21 protein-coding genes are annotated in these 19,951 nt (G+C 57.1%); 15 read left to right on the forward strand and 6 right to left on the reverse strand.

The features are described from left to right. Positions 1-24 precede the first annotated feature (24 nt). The 5 genes from ACUN8C_RS07855 to cls all read left to right on the forward strand — a co-directional run bounded on the left by ACUN8C_RS07855 (position 25) and on the right by cls (position 5,419). Positions 25-216 (forward strand): heavy-metal-associated domain-containing protein, encoded by a 192-nt coding sequence (locus ACUN8C_RS07855; protein ID WP_108843605.1) that lies wholly within the window; start codon positions 25-27, stop codon positions 214-216. 66 nt (positions 217-282) lie between these two features. After that, positions 283-696: an OsmC family protein gene (locus ACUN8C_RS07860; protein WP_445621664.1), complete on the forward strand. Its 414-nt coding sequence runs from the start codon at positions 283-285 to the stop codon at positions 694-696. A gap of 262 nt (positions 697-958) precedes the next feature. Next, positions 959-2,989 (forward strand): excinuclease ABC subunit UvrB, encoded by a 2,031-nt coding sequence (gene uvrB / locus ACUN8C_RS07865; RefSeq protein ID WP_108843603.1) that lies wholly within the window; start codon positions 959-961, stop codon positions 2,987-2,989. A gap of 85 nt (positions 2,990-3,074) precedes the next feature. Beyond that, the gene (gene nei, locus ACUN8C_RS07870) at positions 3,075-3,896 is read left to right on the forward strand and encodes an endonuclease VIII (RefSeq protein ID WP_445621665.1); all 822 of its coding nucleotides are present in this window, start codon (positions 3,075-3,077) and stop codon (positions 3,894-3,896) included. Between the two features lie 101 nt (positions 3,897-3,997). Then, positions 3,998-5,419 carry a cardiolipin synthase gene (gene cls / locus ACUN8C_RS07875; RefSeq protein WP_445621666.1) on the forward strand — a complete coding sequence of 474 codons (1,422 nt, stop codon included), beginning with the start codon at positions 3,998-4,000 and terminating at the stop codon, positions 5,417-5,419. Between the two features lie 46 nt (positions 5,420-5,465). Here cls and ACUN8C_RS07880 read toward each other — a convergent pair whose 3' ends face one another. After that, positions 5,466-6,716: a dicarboxylate/amino acid:cation symporter gene (locus tag ACUN8C_RS07880; RefSeq protein ID WP_445621667.1), complete on the reverse strand. Its 1,251-nt coding sequence runs from the start codon at positions 6,714-6,716 to the stop codon at positions 5,466-5,468. Positions 6,717-6,852: 136 nt separating this feature from the next. Between ACUN8C_RS07880 and ACUN8C_RS07885 the strand changes: the two genes are divergently transcribed. Together ACUN8C_RS07885 and yccX are read left to right on the forward strand one after the other, a co-directional pair. Further along, complete coding sequence (locus tag ACUN8C_RS07885; RefSeq protein ID WP_108843600.1) at positions 6,853-7,770, forward strand: LysR substrate-binding domain-containing protein; 918 nt, start codon at positions 6,853-6,855, stop codon at positions 7,768-7,770. A 65-nt stretch (positions 7,771-7,835) separates the two neighbouring features. Then, positions 7,836-8,102 (forward strand): acylphosphatase, encoded by a 267-nt coding sequence (gene yccX, locus ACUN8C_RS07890; protein WP_445621668.1) that lies wholly within the window; start codon positions 7,836-7,838, stop codon positions 8,100-8,102. Between the two features lie 97 nt (positions 8,103-8,199). Here the strand turns inward: yccX and ACUN8C_RS07895 are convergent, their stop codons facing one another. The 5 genes from ACUN8C_RS07895 to ACUN8C_RS07915 form a co-directional block, all read right to left on the reverse strand. Beyond that, positions 8,200-9,603 (reverse strand): alpha,alpha-trehalose-phosphate synthase (UDP-forming), encoded by a 1,404-nt coding sequence (locus ACUN8C_RS07895; protein WP_445621669.1) that lies wholly within the window; start codon positions 9,601-9,603, stop codon positions 8,200-8,202. A gap of 28 nt (positions 9,604-9,631) precedes the next feature. Then, on the reverse strand, positions 9,632-10,399 hold the full coding sequence (gene otsB, locus ACUN8C_RS07900; RefSeq protein WP_445621670.1) for a trehalose-phosphatase: 768 nt from the start codon (positions 10,397-10,399) through the stop codon (positions 9,632-9,634). Positions 10,400-10,426: 27 nt separating this feature from the next. After that, complete coding sequence (locus tag ACUN8C_RS07905; RefSeq protein ID WP_445621671.1) at positions 10,427-11,383, reverse strand: nucleoside hydrolase; 957 nt, start codon at positions 11,381-11,383, stop codon at positions 10,427-10,429. A gap of 192 nt (positions 11,384-11,575) precedes the next feature. Further along, a complete protein-coding gene (locus ACUN8C_RS07910; protein WP_445621672.1) occupies positions 11,576-12,175 on the reverse strand; it encodes a phosphatase PAP2 family protein in 600 nt (199 codons plus the stop codon). A 185-nt stretch (positions 12,176-12,360) separates the two neighbouring features. Continuing rightward, a complete protein-coding gene (locus ACUN8C_RS07915; RefSeq protein ID WP_445621673.1) occupies positions 12,361-13,299 on the reverse strand; it encodes a D-2-hydroxyacid dehydrogenase in 939 nt (312 codons plus the stop codon). Positions 13,300-13,499: 200 nt separating this feature from the next. On the opposite strand from ACUN8C_RS07915, the gene ACUN8C_RS07920 reads away from it, so the two are divergent. The 8 genes from ACUN8C_RS07920 (at position 13,500) to tolQ (ending at position 19,947) form a co-directional block, all read left to right on the forward strand. Then, positions 13,500-13,742 carry an FmdB family zinc ribbon protein gene (locus ACUN8C_RS07920; protein WP_445621674.1) on the forward strand — a complete coding sequence of 81 codons (243 nt, stop codon included), beginning with the start codon at positions 13,500-13,502 and terminating at the stop codon, positions 13,740-13,742. A 98-nt stretch (positions 13,743-13,840) separates the two neighbouring features. Continuing rightward, positions 13,841-15,619: an aspartate--tRNA ligase gene (gene aspS, locus ACUN8C_RS07925; protein WP_445621675.1), complete on the forward strand. Its 1,779-nt coding sequence runs from the start codon at positions 13,841-13,843 to the stop codon at positions 15,617-15,619. A 138-nt stretch (positions 15,620-15,757) separates the two neighbouring features. Next, complete coding sequence (locus ACUN8C_RS07930; RefSeq protein WP_445621676.1) at positions 15,758-16,516, forward strand: YebC/PmpR family DNA-binding transcriptional regulator; 759 nt, start codon at positions 15,758-15,760, stop codon at positions 16,514-16,516. A gap of 28 nt (positions 16,517-16,544) precedes the next feature. Continuing rightward, positions 16,545-17,081 (forward strand): crossover junction endodeoxyribonuclease RuvC, encoded by a 537-nt coding sequence (gene ruvC / locus ACUN8C_RS07935; RefSeq protein WP_445621677.1) that lies wholly within the window; start codon positions 16,545-16,547, stop codon positions 17,079-17,081. 76 nt (positions 17,082-17,157) lie between these two features. After that, positions 17,158-17,796 carry a Holliday junction branch migration protein RuvA gene (gene ruvA / locus ACUN8C_RS07940; protein ID WP_445621678.1) on the forward strand — a complete coding sequence of 213 codons (639 nt, stop codon included), beginning with the start codon at positions 17,158-17,160 and terminating at the stop codon, positions 17,794-17,796. Next, on the forward strand, positions 17,793-18,839 hold the full coding sequence (ruvB, locus tag ACUN8C_RS07945) for a Holliday junction branch migration DNA helicase RuvB (RefSeq protein ID WP_445621679.1): 1,047 nt from the start codon (positions 17,793-17,795) through the stop codon (positions 18,837-18,839). Before ruvA ends, ruvB begins: the two co-directional genes overlap by 4 nt. Positions 18,840-18,844: 5 nt before the next feature. Then, positions 18,845-19,249: a tol-pal system-associated acyl-CoA thioesterase gene (gene ybgC, locus ACUN8C_RS07950; protein ID WP_445621680.1), complete on the forward strand. Its 405-nt coding sequence runs from the start codon at positions 18,845-18,847 to the stop codon at positions 19,247-19,249. A gap of 11 nt (positions 19,250-19,260) precedes the next feature. Continuing rightward, on the forward strand, positions 19,261-19,947 hold the full coding sequence (gene tolQ / locus ACUN8C_RS07955) for a protein TolQ (protein WP_445621681.1): 687 nt from the start codon (positions 19,261-19,263) through the stop codon (positions 19,945-19,947). Positions 19,948-19,951 lie beyond the last annotated feature (4 nt).

Below are 19,951 nucleotides of genomic sequence, written 5' to 3' on the forward strand. Positions count from 1 at the left end.
TTACTACCAGGAGACAGGAACGTCATGGCGTTAACATTTACCCTCAGTGGCCTGAAGGATTCCGATGATGTGAATCGACTGACCACGGCTCTGATGGAGCTGGATGGTGTGGATACCGTTCAGGTGGCCCGCGAATGGCTGGAAGTGGAAGGGCGTGTTCAGCCGGGACAAGTGGTTGAAGTCATCGAGAAGCTGGGATTTTCGTCAAGGCGTTGAAGCGTTTGAATCTCAACGGTAGATAAACATGATCTGCCGTGCATTACGACCCGGGGGCAAGCCACGATGAGCATTCTTATCGAGACAGAGCGTGAGGGGATGCTGCGACAGCGCATCGTGTTCAACGATCATGACGCGCTTTACGCCGATGCCCCTGCCAGTGTCGGAGGCGATGAGAGCGCCCCCGACCCGCATGACTATTTCGATATCTCGCTGGCTACCTGCAAGGCACTGACGCTGATGATGTATGCCCGCAAAAAGGAGATGCCCCTTGATGGGGTCAGTATCCGAATCACGCGCGGCAGCAGTGATGAGCGCGATGGGCAGTATCGATTGCAGGTGGACATCGGCCTGATCGGCGATCTCGGTGCTCAGGCGCGTGACCGCCTGCTCGAAGTGGCCGATCAGTGCCCGATTCACAGGCTCATGACCTCCGGGCAGATCGAAATAGAGACACGAGCCCATCTGGGCGGGGCCTGAAGGCCTCTTTCGACACGCAAAGCGCAACGTTTTCACTATCGGCATTCGCAATCACAGGGCATGCCACCGTTTCAGGGCGGTGTGCCTTGCAATCCTTCCTGCCTGCCATCATATGATTCAGGGGCGTCAGTTCTGACGCGTTTTGTTGCCCCGCAATGAAGGTCTATCGACTACGCTTTCGGCGATAACGCCGTCCATTGGCCAGCGCGTGTGCGATGGCCCCGGTATTTTCCAATCTTTTCGCTACCTGCACGGAGTGCGCATGAATCGTGAGTTTCGCATTGCCTCCGACTACAAGCCGGCAGGTGATCAGCCGGCGGCCATCGATGGGCTGATCAAGGGTCTGGAATCCGGCCTGGCGCACCAGACCCTGCTGGGTGTGACCGGCTCGGGCAAGACCTTCACCATGGCCAATGTGGTCGAGCGTCTGCAGCGGCCGACCATTGTCATGGCGCCCAATAAGACGCTGGCGGCGCAGCTGTACGGTGAGTTCAAGTCATTTTTTCCCGACAACGCCGTCGAGTATTTCGTCTCCTACTACGACTATTATCAGCCCGAGGCCTATGTGCCCTCGTCTGACACCTTCATCGAGAAGGACGCCTCGATCAATGATCACATCGAGCAGATGCGTCTGTCGGCGACCAAGGCGCTGCTGGAACGTCGTGATGCCCTGATCGTGGTGTCGGTATCGGCCATCTATGGTCTGGGCGATCCGGATCAGTATCTGAAAATGCGTCTTCACTTCACCCGTGGGGAGCTGATCAATCAGCGGGACTTTCTACGCCGTCTGGCGGAGCTTCAGTACACGCGTAACGATACCGATTTTCGTCGTGGTACCTATCGAGTGCGGGGAGATGTGATCGACGTCTTTCCGGCCGATGCCGAGGATGAAGCGGTGCGCATCGAGCTCTTTGACGACGAGATCGACACCATCAGTCTGTTCGATCCGCTGACCGGGGAAGTGCGTGGCAAGGTGCCCCGCATGACGATCTACCCCAAGACACACTACGTCACCCCGCGTGACACGATTCTCGGTGCGATTGATTCGATCAAGGAAGAGCTTGCCGAGCGCCTCAAGTACCTGCGCGATCATGATCGCCTGGTCGAGGCCCAGCGTCTTGAGCAGCGCACGCTCTACGACATCGAAATGATGCTGGAGCTGGGATACTGCAACGGGATCGAAAACTACTCTCGCTATCTGTCCGGACGCGATCCGGGGCAGGCGCCGCCGACCTTTTTCGACTATCTGCCTGATGACGCTCTGGTATTTATCGACGAGTCCCACGTCAGCGTTCCGCAGGTGGGTGGCATGTACAAGGGCGACCGTTCGCGCAAGGAAACGCTGGTCGAATACGGCTTTCGACTGCCCTCGGCGCTGGACAACCGCCCGATGAAGTTCGAGGAGTGGGAACTCATCCTGCCGCAGACCATTTTTGTCTCGGCAACACCCGGGCCGTACGAAGAAGAGCATGCCGGTCAGGTGGTCGAGCAGGTCGTGCGCCCGACAGGGCTTGTCGACCCGGAAATCGAAGTGCGTCCAGCCAGCACTCAGGTGGATGATCTGCTGTCTGAAATACGACTGCGGGTCGGTGTCGGCGAGCGTGTACTGGTCACGACCCTGACCAAGCGCATGGCTGAGGATCTGACCGACTATCTGGGTGAACACGATATTCGCGTGCGCTATCTGCACTCGGACATCGATACCGTCGAGCGTGTTGAAATCATTCGTGATCTTCGTCTGGGCAAGTTTGATGTGCTGGTCGGCATCAACCTGCTGCGCGAGGGCCTGGACATTCCCGAGGTCTCGCTGGTGGCGATACTGGATGCCGACAAGGAAGGCTTCCTGCGTGCCGAGCGTTCATTGATCCAGACCATTGGTCGTGCCGCCCGTAACGCGCATGGCAAGGCGATCCTTTATGGCGATCGCATTACGGGGTCGATGCAGCGCGCCATGGATGAAACGGCGCGTCGACGTGAAAAGCAGGTTGCCTTTAATGAAGAACACGGCATTACACCGCGCACGATCACCAAGAATGTGGCAGACATCATGGAAGCCGCTCAGGCGCCCGGCACACGCCGCAGCAAGCGCAAGGGTGATCGCCAGGTGGCCGAGACCGAGGGGCAGTATACGCCCGAGGCCATTGGCCAGATGAGCCTTGAGGATGTGAATCGCGAGATCAAAAAGCTCGAGGACCGCATGCATGAAGCCGCACAGAATCTTGAGTTTGAAACGGCCGCCTCGCTGCGCGATCAGATGCAGACCCTCAACGCCCGCTTGCTCGAGTTGAAATAACGCTCGCTGAAACAATGCTTGCCTGTCTCGTGTCAGGAGACAGGTGCTGTCATCCTTCATTCGTTTTGACAAGGAATGTCATCACATGCCGGAAGGACCCGAAATACGCCGTATCGCCGATCGGTTGGGCAAGGTGCTGGCGGGGCGAACCATTGAAGATATCTGGTTTGCCTTTGATCGGCTTAAGCCTTTTGAGGCCCGCCTCAGAGGCCAGAAGGTGACCCGTGTCGATAGCTGGGGCAAGGCGCTGTTGACCGGCTTTGAGGATGACCATGTCATTTACTCTCACAATCAGCTCTATGGGGTCTGGCGCATCATGCGCCGCGATAGTGAACCCGTCGGCAATCGCTCCCCGCGGCTGCGGTTGAGCACGGCAACGCATTCGGCGTGGCTGATGAGCGCGTCCGATATTTCGCTCTGGCGGCGCGAGGAGCTTGATCAGCATCCGTTTTTATCAAAACTCGGGCCTGACCTGCTGACGCACAACGTCACGCCTGACGATATCGTTGCTCGACTGCAAAGCCCGCGTTTCATGCGCCGGCGACTGGGGGCGCTGCTGATGGATCAGCATTTCTATGCGGGCATTGGCAATTATCTGCGCTCGGAGATCCTTTTCTTTGCAGCGCTTCATGAGCGCTATCGGCCCATGGACCTTGATGATGCCCAATGCCAGCGCTTGGCCGAGAAGATTCTGGAGGTAACGGCAAGGGCCTGGCGCCATGCCGGTGTGACCAACCTCAGGGTATGGCGGGAGCCCATGATCGAAGCCGGCGAGCCAAGAGGGCGCTGGCGCCATGCGGTTTTCAATCGCGCCACGCTGCCCTGTCACGCCTGCGGGACGCCCATTGAAAGAATCATAGTGTCCTCGCGAAGGTTATATTTCTGCCCCCGCTGTCAGGGGGCGTGACATCCTCAAAAGCATACGCACCCCGGCGGAAATGACCCATGTACCATAGTGGGTTATGCTCCGCCCACTTACTGCTTCAATGACAAGGGTGGTACCCCGACATGACAGCCTTGCTGGGCGGTCTGCTCATTATTTGTCTGCACCTTTTGGGAGCGCTTTCGGGGCTCATGGCGCTGATGTCGAGTCGCACGTCTCAGGGGGCCATTGCCTGGATCATTTGCCTGATCACCTTTCCCTACCTGGCCATTCCGGCCTACTGGTTTCTGGGACGACCGCGCTTTTATGGCTATGTGTCGGCGCGTGAACAGCGGGATACGTCTCTGCGTCGCGTGCTGGATCAATTTCGAACGCTGGTAGAGCCTGCCTTTGCGCGCCCGGAAGATGCCCGGCTTCGCGCGGTAGAAAGACTGGCCATGCTGCCGATGACCGGTGACAACCACTGTCAGCTGCTTATCAATGGTCATGACACCTTCGACAGTCTGTTTCAGGGCATTGAGCAGGCGGAAGACTACGTGCTTATCCAGTTTTTCATCGTGCGCAACGATGCGCTGGGTCAGGCTCTCAAGAGGCGATTGATCGAATGCGCCGAACGTGGCGTGCAGGTGTTTTTCCTGTATGACGAGATCGGCTCACATGGCATGCCGGATCGCTACTTTGACGAGCTGCGTGCGGCGGGCATTGCTGTGCATCCCTTTGGTTCCTCGAAGGGCTGGCGGCATCGCTTTCAGGTCAACTTCCGCAATCATCGCAAGATCATGGTGACGGATGGTCGTCAGGGTTGGGTGGGTGGCCTGAACGTCGGCGTGGAGTATCGCGGCGAAAGCAAAAAGCACGGTCACTGGCGAGATACCCACCTGAAGCTGGTCGGGCCTGCCGTGCTGGGCCTGCAGGAGTCCTTCTGGGAGGATTGGCACTGGGCCACCGGCGATATCCTGTCGCTGGCGTGGCACCCGCGCCGTGCGCCGGGCGCGGCGCGACAGCATGTGGTGATTGTGCCGTCGGGGCCCTCCGATCCGCTGGAGACCGCCAGTCTTTTGATCCAGCACGCCATCAATCAGGCCAACGAGCGCTTCTGGGTGACCAGTCCCTACTTCGTACCGGATCAGGGCGTACAGGATTCTCTCAAGCTGGCGGCCCTGAGAGGGGTCGATGTACGGGTGATGATTCCGGAACGTCCTGATCACCTGCTGGTATTTCTGTCGGCGTTCTCGTTTCTGGGTGACATGATTCGCGCGGGTGTAAAAATATACCGTTATCAACCCGGTTTTTTACATCAGAAAACGTTTTTGATTGATGGTCACGCCAGTGCAGTGGGAACGGTTAATCTGGACAACCGATCGTTTCGACTCAACTTTGAAGTGACCGCCTATGTGGCAGATCGTGAATTTGCGGCACAGGTGGCGCACATGCTTGAAGAAGACTTTGCCAACTGTCGACAGGTGACGCTCGAAGAGATTGAAAAGCGCCCGCTGTGGCACAAGCTGGCAGCCCGGGCAGCGTATCTGGCTTCACCGATCCAGTGATCGGTGAAGCCGAAAAGGCGACCGGGCGTCGTTGCTCGATGGAGGCTCAGGAGGGTTGGCTGGCGGACCTGCCGTTGTAGATATCCAGATCGATCTCGCGCTCGCTCTTGCCCACCAGCGTGGTCACCATCAGATCGCCCGAGACGTTCACGGCGGTTCTTGCCATGTCCAGAATACGATCAATGCCGGCAATCAGCCCCAGTGCCTCCAGCGGCAGGTTGGTCTGAGCAAACACGATCGACAGCATGATCAGCCCGGCGCCTGGAACGCCTGCCGTGCCGATCGAGGCAAGGGTGCCGGTCAGGACAATCATGACATAGTCGGTCGTGGTCAGATCCGTACCGGTTAATTGCGCCACGAACAGGGCAACCACCCCCATGTAAAGCGCTGTGCCATCCATATTGATGGTCGCGCCCACCGGCAGTACAAACCCCGACACGCCCTGTGAAATCCCCAGCTTTTCACGCGCGCATCGAATGGAAACGGGCAGGGTGCCTGCACTGGATGCCGATGAAAATGCCACCACAATGGCATCCAGGCTACCGGCCAGATAGCGCCTCGGGTTAAGCCGTGCCAGCAGGGCAAGCATGCCGCTGTAGACCACCAGCACGTGAAGGATGCAGGCGAGATACACCACGCCGATCACCTTGAGCAGAGGAATCAGCACTGCCAGACCATATTGACCGGCAACGACGGCAATCAGCGCAAAAACGCCGACTGGAGCGCAGGCCATGATCAGGGACGTCAGCTTGTAGAGGGCCTCGGCCACGGAGTCGATGACCCGAATGGCGGGCTGGCCGCGTTCACCGATCAACACCAGCGAAATGCCAAGCGCAATGGCAAAGACAATGATCTGCAGGATATTGCCATCCACCATGGCACTGATCGGGTTGGTCGGTACCAGACCCACCAGAATCTCGGTTAATGTTGGCGCGTCACCGGGCGAGACGCTGTTGTCCATTTGCATTTCAACCCCGATGCCCGGCTGCAGGATCGAGGCCGCCAGCATGCCCAGCGCAATGGCAAAGGCCGTGGTGATCAGATAGAGCGCGACGGCCTTGCCACCGATTCGGCCCATCTTGGCCGGGTCGCCCATGGAGACAATGCCACTGATCAGGGAAGTAAATACCAGCGGCACGATCAACATCTTTATGGCATTGATAAATAGCGTACCAATGGGAGAAAGCCATTGAGCGTGATCACCCAGCAGCCAGCCGGCAATAATGCCCAGCAACAGACCTGCCATGATCTTTTGCCACAGGGGAATAGCGGTGAGGAAATGCATACGTTGGGACATGAGGCTGTCTCTTTTTTGCGGTTGTGAAATGTGCCATGTCTGGGGCCGCCAGCCTATCACTTACAAGCTCTGGCCGGTTAGAATCGCCGCCTCGTCCCCTACGGGGTCAGGCTGACAAAAAAGCAGGTAATACGCGTTGAATCTGGAAACCAAATGGCTGGAAGACTTTGTGGCCCTCAATGCCACGCGCAGCTTCTCCGCCGCCGCTCGCCGCCGACACGTCACTCAGCCTGCCTTTAGCCGTCGCATCCGGGCACTTGAGCAGGCGACCGGCGTCATGCTGGTCGACCGCTCTACCACGCCCGTCAGTCTGACCCCCGAAGGCCAGCTTTTTCTGGTGACCGCTCGCAGTCTGGTCGAGCAGCTCAATGAAAGCATCAGCCATCTGCGTGGGCTCAATATTGCCAACGAAGCACTGGATATCGCAGCAGCGCACTCTCTGGCACTGGCCTTTTTTCCGCGCTGGATTTCCCGGCTGCAAAAGGGGGTGGGGGAGCTGCCGACACGATTGATGGCCATGAATGTCGGAGACGCCATTCATGTTCTGCGGGATGGCAACTGCGACCTGATGCTGGCCTATCATGATCCCTATGCCACCATGCAGCTCGATAGCGAAATATTTCCCTCTTTCTCCATCGGTCAGGTCTGCATGTTGCCGGTATGTGTGCCGGATGCTCAGGGCAAGCCCCTGTTCAACCTCGAAAGCAGTGACAGCATTCCGCATCTGGCCTATACCCAGGGCGCCTTTCTGGGACGTAGCGTTCACATGCTTTTGAAAAATGATCCGCTGCGACTGCGGCTTCGAACCATCTACGAAACGGCCATGGCCGAGGGGCTCAAGGGCATGGCCCTGCAGGGCGTGGGCATGGCGTGGATTCCGGATTTCTGTATCCACGAGGAGCTGGCGTCCAAAAAGCTGGTGCGTGCCGGCGATGAAAAATGGAATATTCCATTGGATATTCGGCTTTATCGCTGCTCTCTGGTGCACAAGCCCGATGTCGAGCGACTATGGCATCAGCTGCAAAAGCTCCCACGCGACTTTCTCAAGATGTAGCTTGCAGTGTCCGGGCGCGACTGTGCCAGGCTCTGGAGCATCATTATTTATCCAGGGAGAGCGTCATGCGCTATATGCAGGCTCGAGTAACCGGTCATGTTCAGGGGGTAGGGTTTCGTCAGGCGACAGCGCATCGTGCCCGTGAACTCGGTGTGGTTGGCCATGCCAGTAACTGCGATGACGGCAGCGTTGAAGTCGGTATGGCAGGCAGCCATGACGCCGTGACGACTTTGATAGAGTGGCTGGAGACGGGGCCTGCTTCTGCTCGGGTAGATCGGGTGACAAGCGAGGAGATCAAACCGCAAGCGTGGTCTGATTTTCGCACCGGTTGATGTGCAATACACCTGCCTGATATTAAAAAAACGCCATGTCGAAGTGACATGGCGTTTTGGTAGCGCGGCGTTTAATGACCGCTACGGCATGCGGTGACTATTGCTTGTCAGCATGTCGGGCAGCCGCAGACTGATCCAGCGCAGTAATGAAGCTTTCGCCCCAGCGGTGGATATCGTTGGTGCTGATGACCTTGTGAAGACGCTGCCAGCGTTCCTTGCGCTCCTCCAGCGACATGGAAAGCGCTGCATCGAGCATGTCGGCCATCTCTTCGACATCGAAGGGGTTGCACAGCATGGCACCGTCCAGCTCTTCAGCAGCGCCGGCCAGATTTGACAGCAGTAGCACCCCCGGGTCTTCCGGGTCCTGAGCCGCGACATACTCCTTGGCCACCAGATTCATGCCATCACGCAGCGGCGTGACCAGCCCGACACGGCTCTGGCGCATGAAGCCCATCAGGGTTTCACGGTCATAGCCCGTATTGAGATAGCGCAGGGGCATCCAGTCATAGGTCGAGAAGCGGCCGTTGACGTGTCCGGCAATGCGCTCAAGCTCGCGTCGCAGGCTGGCATAACGCTCCACGCCGGTTCTGGAAAGCGGAGCAATCTGCAGATAGGTCACATTGCCATAGCGGGTATGGGTGTTTTCCAGCAGCTGCTCAAAGGCCTGAAAACGCTTGTAAAGACCCTTGCTGTAATCAAGGCGGTCCACGCCAATGATCAGAGGGCCCCCCTGCAGGGAATCCTTCAAGCGTTTGCTGCGCGAAGACTGTTCACCTTTCTCGGCCATCTCACGCGCGGTATCCACATCGATGGAGATGGGGAAGACCCCGGTATTGATGCGCCGATGATCATAAATCACGGTATTGCCTTCAACGGAGGCCACGCCACTGCGCTCAACGTTGTCCAGGAAATGCCTGAGGTCGGTGGCAGTCTGGAAGCCAATGGTGTCATGGGCGCACAGATGCTCAATCATGCGCTCATGATGCGGGAGGATGCGAAATACCTCCCAGGGCGGCACCGGAATATGAAGAAAGAAGCCGATCGGGCATTCAATACCCATCTGGCGCAGATAATGGCCCGTGGAGAGCAGCTGGTAATCGTGCACCCAAATGGAGACATCACTGTTTTCCGGTATCTGGCCGGCCACCTGACGAGCAAACCGCTCATTGACGTGCTGGTAACCGGCATCCTTTTCGCGCGAATACTCGACCATATCCGAGCGGTAGTGGAAAAGGGGCCAGAGCACTTCGTTGGAATAACCAACGTAGAAAAGCTCGTGCTCCTGCTCGGTGAGCGGGAAGGTAGCGAACTGCACGCCCTCGTTTTCATAGCTTTGAGGTGTGTGCTGCTCTGCATCGTCTATCAGCTGGCCATTCCAACCCATCCATAACCCTTGGGTACGGCTCAGGGCGTTCATGACACCTACCGCCAGCCCGCCCTGACTACCGCTGTCCTTGTCGGGCGAGGGGACACGATTGGACACTACGATCAGTTGCTTCAAGGTTTCCTCCGTGAAATCTGTGATGCATTCATGAGCGTTCTAGTTGCATGATCCATTGATCAAGCCAGGCATGTACGGCCCCGGGATCCGTTAATCGCTCGTGAGCAAGGCTATCGCCCGTGCCAACCTTGATGGCGATCCCCTGATGCGCATTGACGACGCGAAAGCCGTCTTCATCGGTTCGATCATCACCGATAAATACCGGGCATCGTTCTGCAAAGGGCGGTATGGCCAGAAAGCGTTCAAGGGCCACGCCCTTGTCATAGCCCTGACCCTTGATCTCGAACACGAACTTGCCCTGATGAAGCTCAAGAAGATCGGAATATTCACCGATCATCGAGCCCAGGTTTTGCTTGAGCATATCGCCTGCCTCGGGCCGATGGCGATAATGCAGGGCAATGCTGGCGCCTTTATCTTCCAGATAGAGCGCATCATCACGTTCTACCTGTTCCTTGACCTGCTGACGCACGGCTTCAAGTGCCTTTTGATGGTCGCCGGCAATCTGGCGGTCACCCTGGCTATTACGCCATTCAGCGCCATGCTGGCCCGACATGGCAAGCGTGGGTAAATGCAGGTGTTTGTCCAGATCATCAATGGCTCGACCACTGATGACCGCCACCGCCCCATCCAGCAGGTCGGTGAGGGTTTCAAGGCGTGCTCTGAGAGCATCATCGACGGCAATATTGTCAGGATGATCCACCAGGTCGACCAGCGTGCCATCAAGGTCCAGAAAAAGCGCCCATGCCCGGTCGCTTGCCGGCAACTCAGGCATGTCCTTGTTGTTTGTTGTGCTCACCGTTGACTCCCTGTCATGGCATGACGGTTATGCGCCGGATGATGAGGTCAGGGTCTGTTCGATCCAGTTCGAGACGGCTTCACCGTCTACCTTCATGCATACCTGAACGGCCGGTGTCCGGGACCATCGGTCGCTGACGTACTGGCGCTCTGCCGGTGCAAAAATGGTCTGGCCTTCTGCTGGACCTTCTGTCACCACATCCAGATGTCCGGTCACGGTTTCGAAAAATTCCGGATGGACCAGCCATGCCACGGCGCAGCTGTCATGTGGACAGCAGCCATCAAGGCCAATGGCACTGCGATAAAAGTCGGCATAGAAGTCATAGCTGTGAGACAGCACCTTACCCAGAGCGCCTTGGCCCTCTGCGATCCGCGCCATGCGATCGGGCGTGATGACCGTATCCAGGGTGACATCAAGTCCGACCATGACCAGCGGCCAGCCTGCGGTCAGCACGCGTTTGGCGGCGTGAGGGTCGGAAAAGATGTTGGCTTCTGCCAGCGGCGTGACGTTGCCACCGCGCGCTGCTGAGCCCCCCATGATCACAACCTGCTTGACGCGGTTGACGACGTCCGGATCAAGAGCGATGGCCATGGCCAGATTGCCCAGCGGGCCTACCGCCATCAGCGTGATTTCACCCGGCTGCTCACGTGTCTTGTCCACGATGAACTGCGCGGCACTGATTTTTTCGGCCTGCCCGGAGGGAGCATCCAGCGTCTGATTGCCCAGACCGTCGGCGCCATGAATATGGGCCGGTACCGGATAAGGCGTTTTGACCAACGGGTAATCTGCACCCTGAGCCACCGGAATATTCTGGCCGGCCAGTTCGGTGAGCAGCAGAGCGTTGCGGGTAGCCGTTTCGACTCTGACATTGCCGAAGGTGGTGGTCATACCCAGTACTTCGATGTCCGGATGCGCCATGATCAGGGCAATGGCCTGCGCATCGTCAACGCCTGGATCAGTATCAAAGATAATGGTGTGTGTCATGCAAGGCCTCCACGTTTGTATCAGATAAGGAAACCACCGTGCTCAAGGCAGCAGCGTTTCTTTAAGTTGCTGAAAATACTGTAATGCAAGTCTGACATAAGTTCCGTGTTTGTGCTTAGCCGATCCCCGGGAAGGAGACCGATGACATGAAAAAGCCCGCCTGAAAGCGGGCTTTTGAAAGGTACGATCGTGCTATCGATGCAGTAGGCCACGAGCAATCAACGGCGCAAAAACAAGGCGATACAACCCGCGTGTCAGGGCGTAAAACCTTTCAAGATACAGCGGCTGCAGCCAGAGCATCATGAGGGATGCCAGTCCGGCAACAATGACCGCGCCCAGCATGTCCAGCGGGAAGTGTACGCCCAGATAGATACGTGACCAGGCAATGGGCAATGCCAGTGCCGCCAGTGCAATGCCCATTGTGCGAAGCGCCGGGCGAAGGATAAAGCTGAAGGCAACCGTTGAAACGATGGTCATGTGATTGCTGGGGAAGGAGGGCGTGGGCGCATGTGAAATCAGCGTATGCCCCAATGGCATCACAAAGGGACGAGGGTGATACCAGATCAGCGAGCCAATCAGATGATTGATCAACAGGGCACCAGCGGTGGCCAGAAGCGCCGTCAGGGTCATCTTGTGATGCGCTTCACTCTTGCCAAGCCAGCCCTTGACCATGATCAGGGGGATACAAAAAATGGCATATTTAGCCATGATAATGGCAAACCAGATGACCAGTGGCTGGCTCTCTGGCTGAGCGTTAAGGGCAAGAAAAAGATGCTGATTGAGTGCTTCCATGCTGCTGTCATGTACCTGAAAAATGGTTCGTGGATGGGTGCCTGTAACAGGGCACACTCTTGGACCAAAGGATTATGACAATGATTGCAGTGCTCAAAAATTTATTTTCAGGGTGATCGAGTAATCGCCCTGTAATTTTTATACCGTTATCTCGAGTTTGTTAGAAAGCGAATTTACCTGTTTATCTACAACTCGGTAAGGAAGCGACGAATATTCTCTGCTGTCAGCGACACTATATTTTGTCGGGCTTCCGGGGCAATCCACGCATTGTGGGGGGTAACGATCAGGTTGAGCGGGTCCTGTGTCAGTGCCTCTATCAAGGCATGACCCTCCCGAGGCGGCTCCACCGGCAGCACATCGACGCCCAGGCCACCCAGTTGCTGGTTTCTCAAGGCCTCAAGGGCAGCCTCTTCATCGATCAGGCCACCGCGCCCACAATTGATCAGCAGGGCATGCGGTTTCATCAGCTGCAAACGCGCCTGACTGATAAGGTGATGCGTCTCTGATGTGAGCGGGCAGTGCAGTGATACCACGTCCGCCTCTGGCAGCAGCGTTTCCAGCGATGGCCGGTCATCCTGCTCGGCGTTGGGGCGTGCGCTGAAGCTGACCCTCATGCCAAAGGCCCGGGCCAGTTGCGCCACGGCCTGACCGAGTTCGCCGCTGCCCACCAGCACCAGATGCTTGCCGGCCAGCTGCATGGTGGAATGATCCTGCAGGCAAAAGGACGATGCCTGTTCCCAGCGGTGGTCTGCCACATCGTGCTGGTAAAGGGGCAGTTGTGTGGCCAGCGCCAGCATGATCATGAGCGTATGCTGAGCCACGCTTTGTGTGCCGTAACCAGTAACGTTGGCTACGGTAATGCCCCGCTTGCGGGCGCCTTGCATGTCAATGTTGTTGGTGCCCGTAGCCGTTACGGCAATCATCCTGAGCTCAGGTAATGAGGCCATCGTGGCCTCATCAATGACGACCTTGTTGGTAATGGCAATGGTGGCACCTTCAAGGCGTGTCACGACATCTTCAGAAGAAGTGGTACCCCAGCAGTCAAACTGCTCGGTCAGGCTGGAAAGGGGAGAAAGATCAATGTTGCTTCCCAGTGTGTCGCTGTCGAGAATTACTGCTTTCATGGGTGCCCACTCCTTGCCCATCATGATGTCAGCCGCGCTATAATGCGTGCCTTGTATAACGTTGTATCGTCGTGTCACATCAATGATGCGTCAATAAAACATCGGGAATAATGTCTGCCATCCGATGGCTATTGTTTCCCGGCAGGGGCAGGTCGCTTGAGCGCGCCTGCAGTAACATCAAATATCGGGTATGAAAGACCATGCCGATTTACGAATATGAGTGCCGCGCCTGCGGTACGCGTCTTGAAAAGATTCAAAAGATTGATGCTGCTCCTCTGGTGGAATGTCCGTCCTGTCACGAAGGCGCACTCCAGCGCCTGATTTCAGCGGCGGGTTTCAGGCTCTCGGGGGGCGGATGGTACGAGACCGACTTTAAAAGCTCCGGTCGTCGCAACCTTGCCGGTGACAGCAAATCCGACAAGGGCGGTACGTCCGACAGCTGACGTTGTCTTCGGGATTGCCCCATGCCGAATGCACCAGAATGCATTCGGCATCAAGACAGCTCAGGTATTACATCAAGCGTTACAACACAGGATTAAAGATGCGCAGTCATTATTGCGGCCAGCTAAACGAAAGCCTTGTCGATCAGGAAGTCACACTCTGCGGTTGGGTCCACCGCCGCCGCGATCATGGTGGGGTGATTTTCCTCGACATGCGTGATCGTGATGGCGTTGCACAGGTTGTGGTCGATCCGGATACGCCGGATGCCTTTGCCAATGCAGATCGAGCCCGCAGCGAGTATGTACTGCGTATTACCGGTCGTATTCGCATGCGTCCGGAAGGTACCCAGAACGCCAATATGCCGACGGGCTTGATCGAAGTCCTTGCTACCAGTGTCGAGGTGCTTAACACGGCCGTAACGCCGCCTTTCCAGCTCGACGAGCATGGCAAGGTCGGTGAAGACGTTCGTCTCAAGTACCGTTATATCGATCTGCGTCGTCCGGAAATGATCGATCGCCTGCGTCTGCGTTCGCGCATTACGCACAGCGTTCGAGCCTACCTTGAAGACAACGGCTTTCTGGATATCGAAACGCCTATTCTGACCAGGGCCACACCTGAAGGCGCACGTGACTATCTCGTGCCCAGCCGTACACATGCCGGTGAGTTCTTTGCGCTGCCGCAGTCACCGCAGCTGTTCAAGCAGCTGCTGATGGTGGCCGGGTTTGACCGCTATTATCAGATCGCCAAGTGCTTTCGTGATGAAGATCTTCGCGCCGACCGACAGCCGGAGTTCACCCAGATCGATATCGAAGCTTCCTTTGTCGAGGAAGACGATGTCATGGGCATTACCGAAGAGATGATTCGTCGTCTCTTCACCGAAGTGCTTGATGTATCACTGCCGCAGTTCCCGCGCATGACCTGGCATGATGCCATGCGCCTTTATGGCTCCGACAAACCTGACCTGCGCATTCCGCTGGAATTTGTCGACGTTGACGATCTGATGAAGGATGTCGACTTCAAGGTCTTTTCGGGCCCGGCCAATGCCGAAGATGGCCGTGTTGCCGTGCTCAGGGTGCCCGGTGGTGCGAAGCTCTCCCGCAAGGAGATCGACGAGTACACCAAATTTGTCAGTATCTATGGCGCTCGTGGACTGGCCTGGATCAAGGTCAACGATCGCTCGAAAGGCATCGAAGGTCTCCAGTCACCCATCGTCAAGTTCATGGAAGGCGTGATCGAGACGCTGCTGGATCGTGCCGGCGCAGAAGACGGCGATATCCTCTTCTTCGGCGCCGATCGTGCCAAGGTCGTCAACGAAGCGCTGGGTGCCCTGCGTGTCAAACTGGGTGGGGATCTTGATCTCTACACGAAAGCCTGGGCACCGCTGTGGGTGGTTGATTTCCCGATGTTCGAGCGTGATGACAGTGGCCGTCTGGCGGCGCTGCACCATCCGTTCACGGCCCCGTCCTGTGATCCGGAAACGCTCAAGCGTGATCCCGAAAATGCGCTTTCCCGCGCCTATGACATGGTGCTTAACGGCACCGAGCTGGGTGGCGGTTCGATTCGTATTCATGATCAGGGCATGCAGCGTCAGGTATTTGAAGCTCTGGGAATCAGCGATGAGGAAGCACGCGAGAAATTCGGCTTCCTGCTGGATGGTCTGGCACATGGCGCGCCGCCCCATGGCGGTCTTGCCTTCGGTCTTGACCGACTGGTGATGCTCATGACCGGTGGACGCACCATTCGTGATGTGATCGCTTTCCCCAAAACACAGAGTGCGGCCTGTTTGATGACCGAGGCACCTGGCACGGTCAGCAGTGACCAGCTCAAGGACCTGCACATTCGCCTGCGCCCGAAAGCGTCTGATAACACAACCTCCTGATCAACGGGCAATCGGAAACGAAACGTTTCTGTTGCTGGTTCCCGGGAGTGTTAGGGTTAATACGGGTGTGCCTTGCACACCCGTATTTTTGTATGACGCCATTGCATCAGCGGTGGCGGGTGGTGAAGGAGTCATTTCATGGCCGGACACAGTAAATGGGCCAACATCAGACATCGCAAGGCGGCTCAGGATGCCAAAAAGGGCAAGATCTTTACGCGCCTGATTCGTGAGCTGACCGTAGCGGCGCGCCAGGGCGGCAGCGTTGTCGAAGACAATCCGCGGCTTCGGGCGGCCGTCGACAAGGCGCTTTCCAACAACATGACGCGCGACACCATCGAGCGTGCCATCACGCGTGGTGCCGGCAATGGCGATAGCGATGCCATGGAAGAGCTGGTCTACGAAGGTTACGGGCCGGATGGCGTGGCGATTCTGGTCGAGTGCATGAGTGACAATCGCAACCGGACCGTCTCGGAGGTACGCTCCGCCTTCAACAAGTACGGCGGTAACCTGGGGACGAGTGGTTCGGTCGCCTTTCTCTTTCATAAGCAGGGCCGTATTGTGCTGCCTGCCGGTATCCCGGAAGACAGGGTAATCGAGGCGACTCTGGAGGCGGGGGCCGAAGATGTGCAGTTTCGAGACGATGGCACTCTGGAAGTCGTCACCAGCCCCAATGAATTTGGCGTGGTCAGGGACGCCCTTGATCAGGCGAATCTTGAGGTGATGCACAGTGAAGTAGGCATGTTCCCGGACAGCTATTCAGGCATCGATAATGTCGAGACTGCGCGTCAGATCGTGGCGCTGTTTGACCGGCTTGAAGACCTGGACGATGTTCAAAACGTGTATGCCAATGCCGATTTCGAGCCCCATGTGCTTGAGGCACTCGAGGAGGCGTCATGAGCGTCGTTGACCTGTTACGGAGAGTCTCATGATTCTTCTGGGCATTGACCCGGGGTCGCGTCGTACCGGATTTGGCGTTATCGATGTTTCGGGGGCGGCGCCGCGCTATGTCGCCAGTGGCTGTATCAGGATTGAAGCCACAACGCTTGCCCAGAAACTGTCGCAGGTATATGCCGGCGTGGCGGAAGTCATCGCGCAGTATGTCCCCGGTGAGGTGGCCATCGAGCAGGTGTTTTTGTCCAAAAACGTCGATTCCGCCCTGAAGCTGGGCCAGGCACGTGGTACGGCCATTGTCTGTGCGGCCAATCATGGGCTTGAGGTCCATGAATACGCCGCTCGACGCATCAAACAGGTGGTGACGGGTAGCGGGGCAGCTGACAAGACGCAGGTGCAGCATATGGTACAGTCAACGCTCAAGCTTTCAGGCCTTCCCCAGGAAGATGCTGCTGACGCCTTGGCCATTGCGCTGACGCACTTTTTTACCCATCGCGGGGCGTTGGCCATGCCGGCGCCGGCACGTTCAACAAGGTCGCGCTCATCCAGCTGGCGTCATTATCGACCCTGATGGGGTGTTTCAATATCGATGGCATTTAAACACCATGCCTTTTTTCGTTTATCTTTTTTGTCTGGATATACAACGCATGATAGGTCGTCTGCACGGTCAACTGCTTGAAAAGAAACCGCCCCTGATCGTGGTCGATGTTCATGGGGTCGGGTATGAGCTTGAAGCTTCCATGAACACGTTGCTGGCATTGCCGGCACCGGGCGAAGCCGTACGCCTTTATACCCACTTGAGTGTCCGCGAGGATGCCCATCTGCTGTACGGATTTATTGACGAGCCTGAGCGTCGCCTTTTTCGCGAATTGATCAGAATCTCGGGGGTCGGCCCTCGGCTGGCACTGGCGATACTTTCCGGGATGGAGCGCCAGCAGTTCATGAAAAGTGTCATGGAAGATGACACCAAAACGCTGACGCGATTGCCAGGCGTGGGCAAGAAAACGGCCGAGCGGTTGATCATCGAAATGCGCGACCGCTTCAAGCACTGGCCCGAGTTCGAACAGATGGCGCAGGGCGTTGAAGAAGCCGAGCTGCCGCTGGAAAGTGACAACCATGCTGATGCCGAAGCAGCGCTGATTGCACTGGGTTACAAGCCAACTGAAGCCGCCAGAATGCTGTCAGGGCTTGATACCCGGCAGTCTACCGAGGCGTTAATCAAGATGGCGCTTTCCGACCGGCTTGCCGGTAGTGAGACACGTAGCGGGAAAGGCAGAACCTCATGATTGAAAGCGACCGGCTCATTGCCGGGGCCGAGCGTCCCGATGAAGAACGAGTGGATCATGCCATTCGCCCTCGCATGCTCGATGACTATATCGGGCAGGCGCCGGTGCGCGAACAGCTCGATATTTTCATCACGGCCGCGCGCCAGCGTGAGGATAGTCTCGATCATACGCTGATCTTTGGTCCCCCCGGACTTGGCAAGACCACGCTGGCCCATATCATTGCCAGCGAGATGGGGGTAGATATCAAATCGACCTCGGGGCCGGTGCTTGAAAAGGCCGGTGACCTTGCCGCCATGCTCACCAATCTTCAGCCGGGCGATGTGCTCTTTATCGATGAGATTCACCGATTGTCTTCGGCCGTGGAGGAAGTGCTGTATCCGGCGATGGAGGATTTTCAGCTCGATATCATGATCGGCGAGGGGCCGGCGGCGCGGTCCATCAAACTGGATCTGCCGCGCTTTACGCTGGTGGGGGCAACGACCCGCGCGGGGCTTTTAACGGCGCCTCTGAGAGACCGCTTCGGGATCGTACAGCGTCTTGAGTTTTACAATATTGACGAACTGACCCATATCGTGAACCGCAGTGCCCGTCTCATGAATTTCGAGGCCGACGAGGGCGGCGCCATTGAAGTCGCGCGCCGTGCGCGGGGCACGCCACGTATTGCCAATCGGCTGCTGCGCCGTGTGCGTGACTTTGCTCAGGTGCGGGGTGATGGCCGGCTTACTGCAGATGTGGCGGACAAGGCACTTAATATGCTGCATGTGGATCGTCACGGGCTTGATCACATGGACCGACGGCTGCTTCTGACCATGATCGAGAAGTTTGACGGTGGCCCGGTAGGGGTGGAAAGCCTGGCCGCAGCGATCAGTGAAGAACGTGACACCATCGAAGATGTCCTTGAGCCCTATCTGATTCAGCAGGGGTTCATGCTGCGCACGGCACGTGGTCGTATGGTGACGCGCCTGGCCTATCTACATTTTGACCTTTCACCGACGGATGACATTCCGGATGTCGGTGAGGGTGCGGCAACGGTGGAGCCCTGAACGGCATGACCTCTCTTGATCTACGCGTTTATATCGAGGATACCGATGCCGGCGGTATCATCTACCACGCCAACTATCTCAATTATCTCGAACGTGGCCGCACTGAATGGCTGCGCGGGAAAGGTTTCGATCAAAACTCACTGCTGGCGCGCAATGTTGCGCTGGTCGTTCGTCGTCTGGAATGCCAGTATCGCCTGCCGGCACAACTGGACGATCTTCTGACCGTTGAGACCGTGGCGGGAACGCCGCGCCACTGCACCGTGGCATTTGAGCAACAGGTCATGCGAGATGGAAAACTTCTTTTCCGCGGCATGGTCGATATTGCCTGTATCGATGCAACACGTTACAAACCAGCTCGTTGGCCTGAAGATCTGCTTTCGGCCATGACGCTTGATTCCCAGAACGCCTGAAGAGGTTTTTCGTGAACGATTCAATGTCGATCATTTCGCTGTTTTTTCATGCTGGCCTGATCGTTCAGCTGATCATGCTGATATTGCTGGCTGCATCTGTTCTTTCGTGGGTGCTGATCTTTCAGCGAGCCTTTGCCCTGAAGCGTGACGCACGGGATCTGGATGAGTTCGAGTCACACTTCTGGTCGGGGGTTGATCTCAACGAGCTTTATCGGGAAGTGCCTGCCGATAACCCGCAGGGCGCTGCGCATATCTTTCGCTCGGGGTTTCGCGAGTTCAATCGACTGCTGCCAAAATCGCGCAGTCACAATGCCGTACTCGAAGGCGTTGAGCGCTCTATGCGCGTGTCCGTATCGCGTGAAGAGGAGCGGCTGACCACGCATCTGGCGATACTGGCCATTATCAGTTCCTCTGCCGTCTATGTGGGCCTTTTTGGGACGGTCTGGGGGATTCTGGGTACCTTTCAGGCGCTTGGTGGCGCCCAGCAGGTGTCACTGGGTACCATCGCGCCGGCGATTGCTGAAGCGCTGGTGGCCACTGCCATGGGCCTTTTTGCAGCCATCCCCGCCAACATTGGTTACAACCGTCTGACCCATAAGGCGGACAAGCTGATGGTACGTATGGAGAACTTTGCCGAAGAGTTTCATGCCTTCCTGCATCGCAATCTGCAAAACCGCAGTACTGGCGAGAACACCTGAGGAG

Source organism: Kushneria sp. Sum13 (assembly GCF_052692355.1).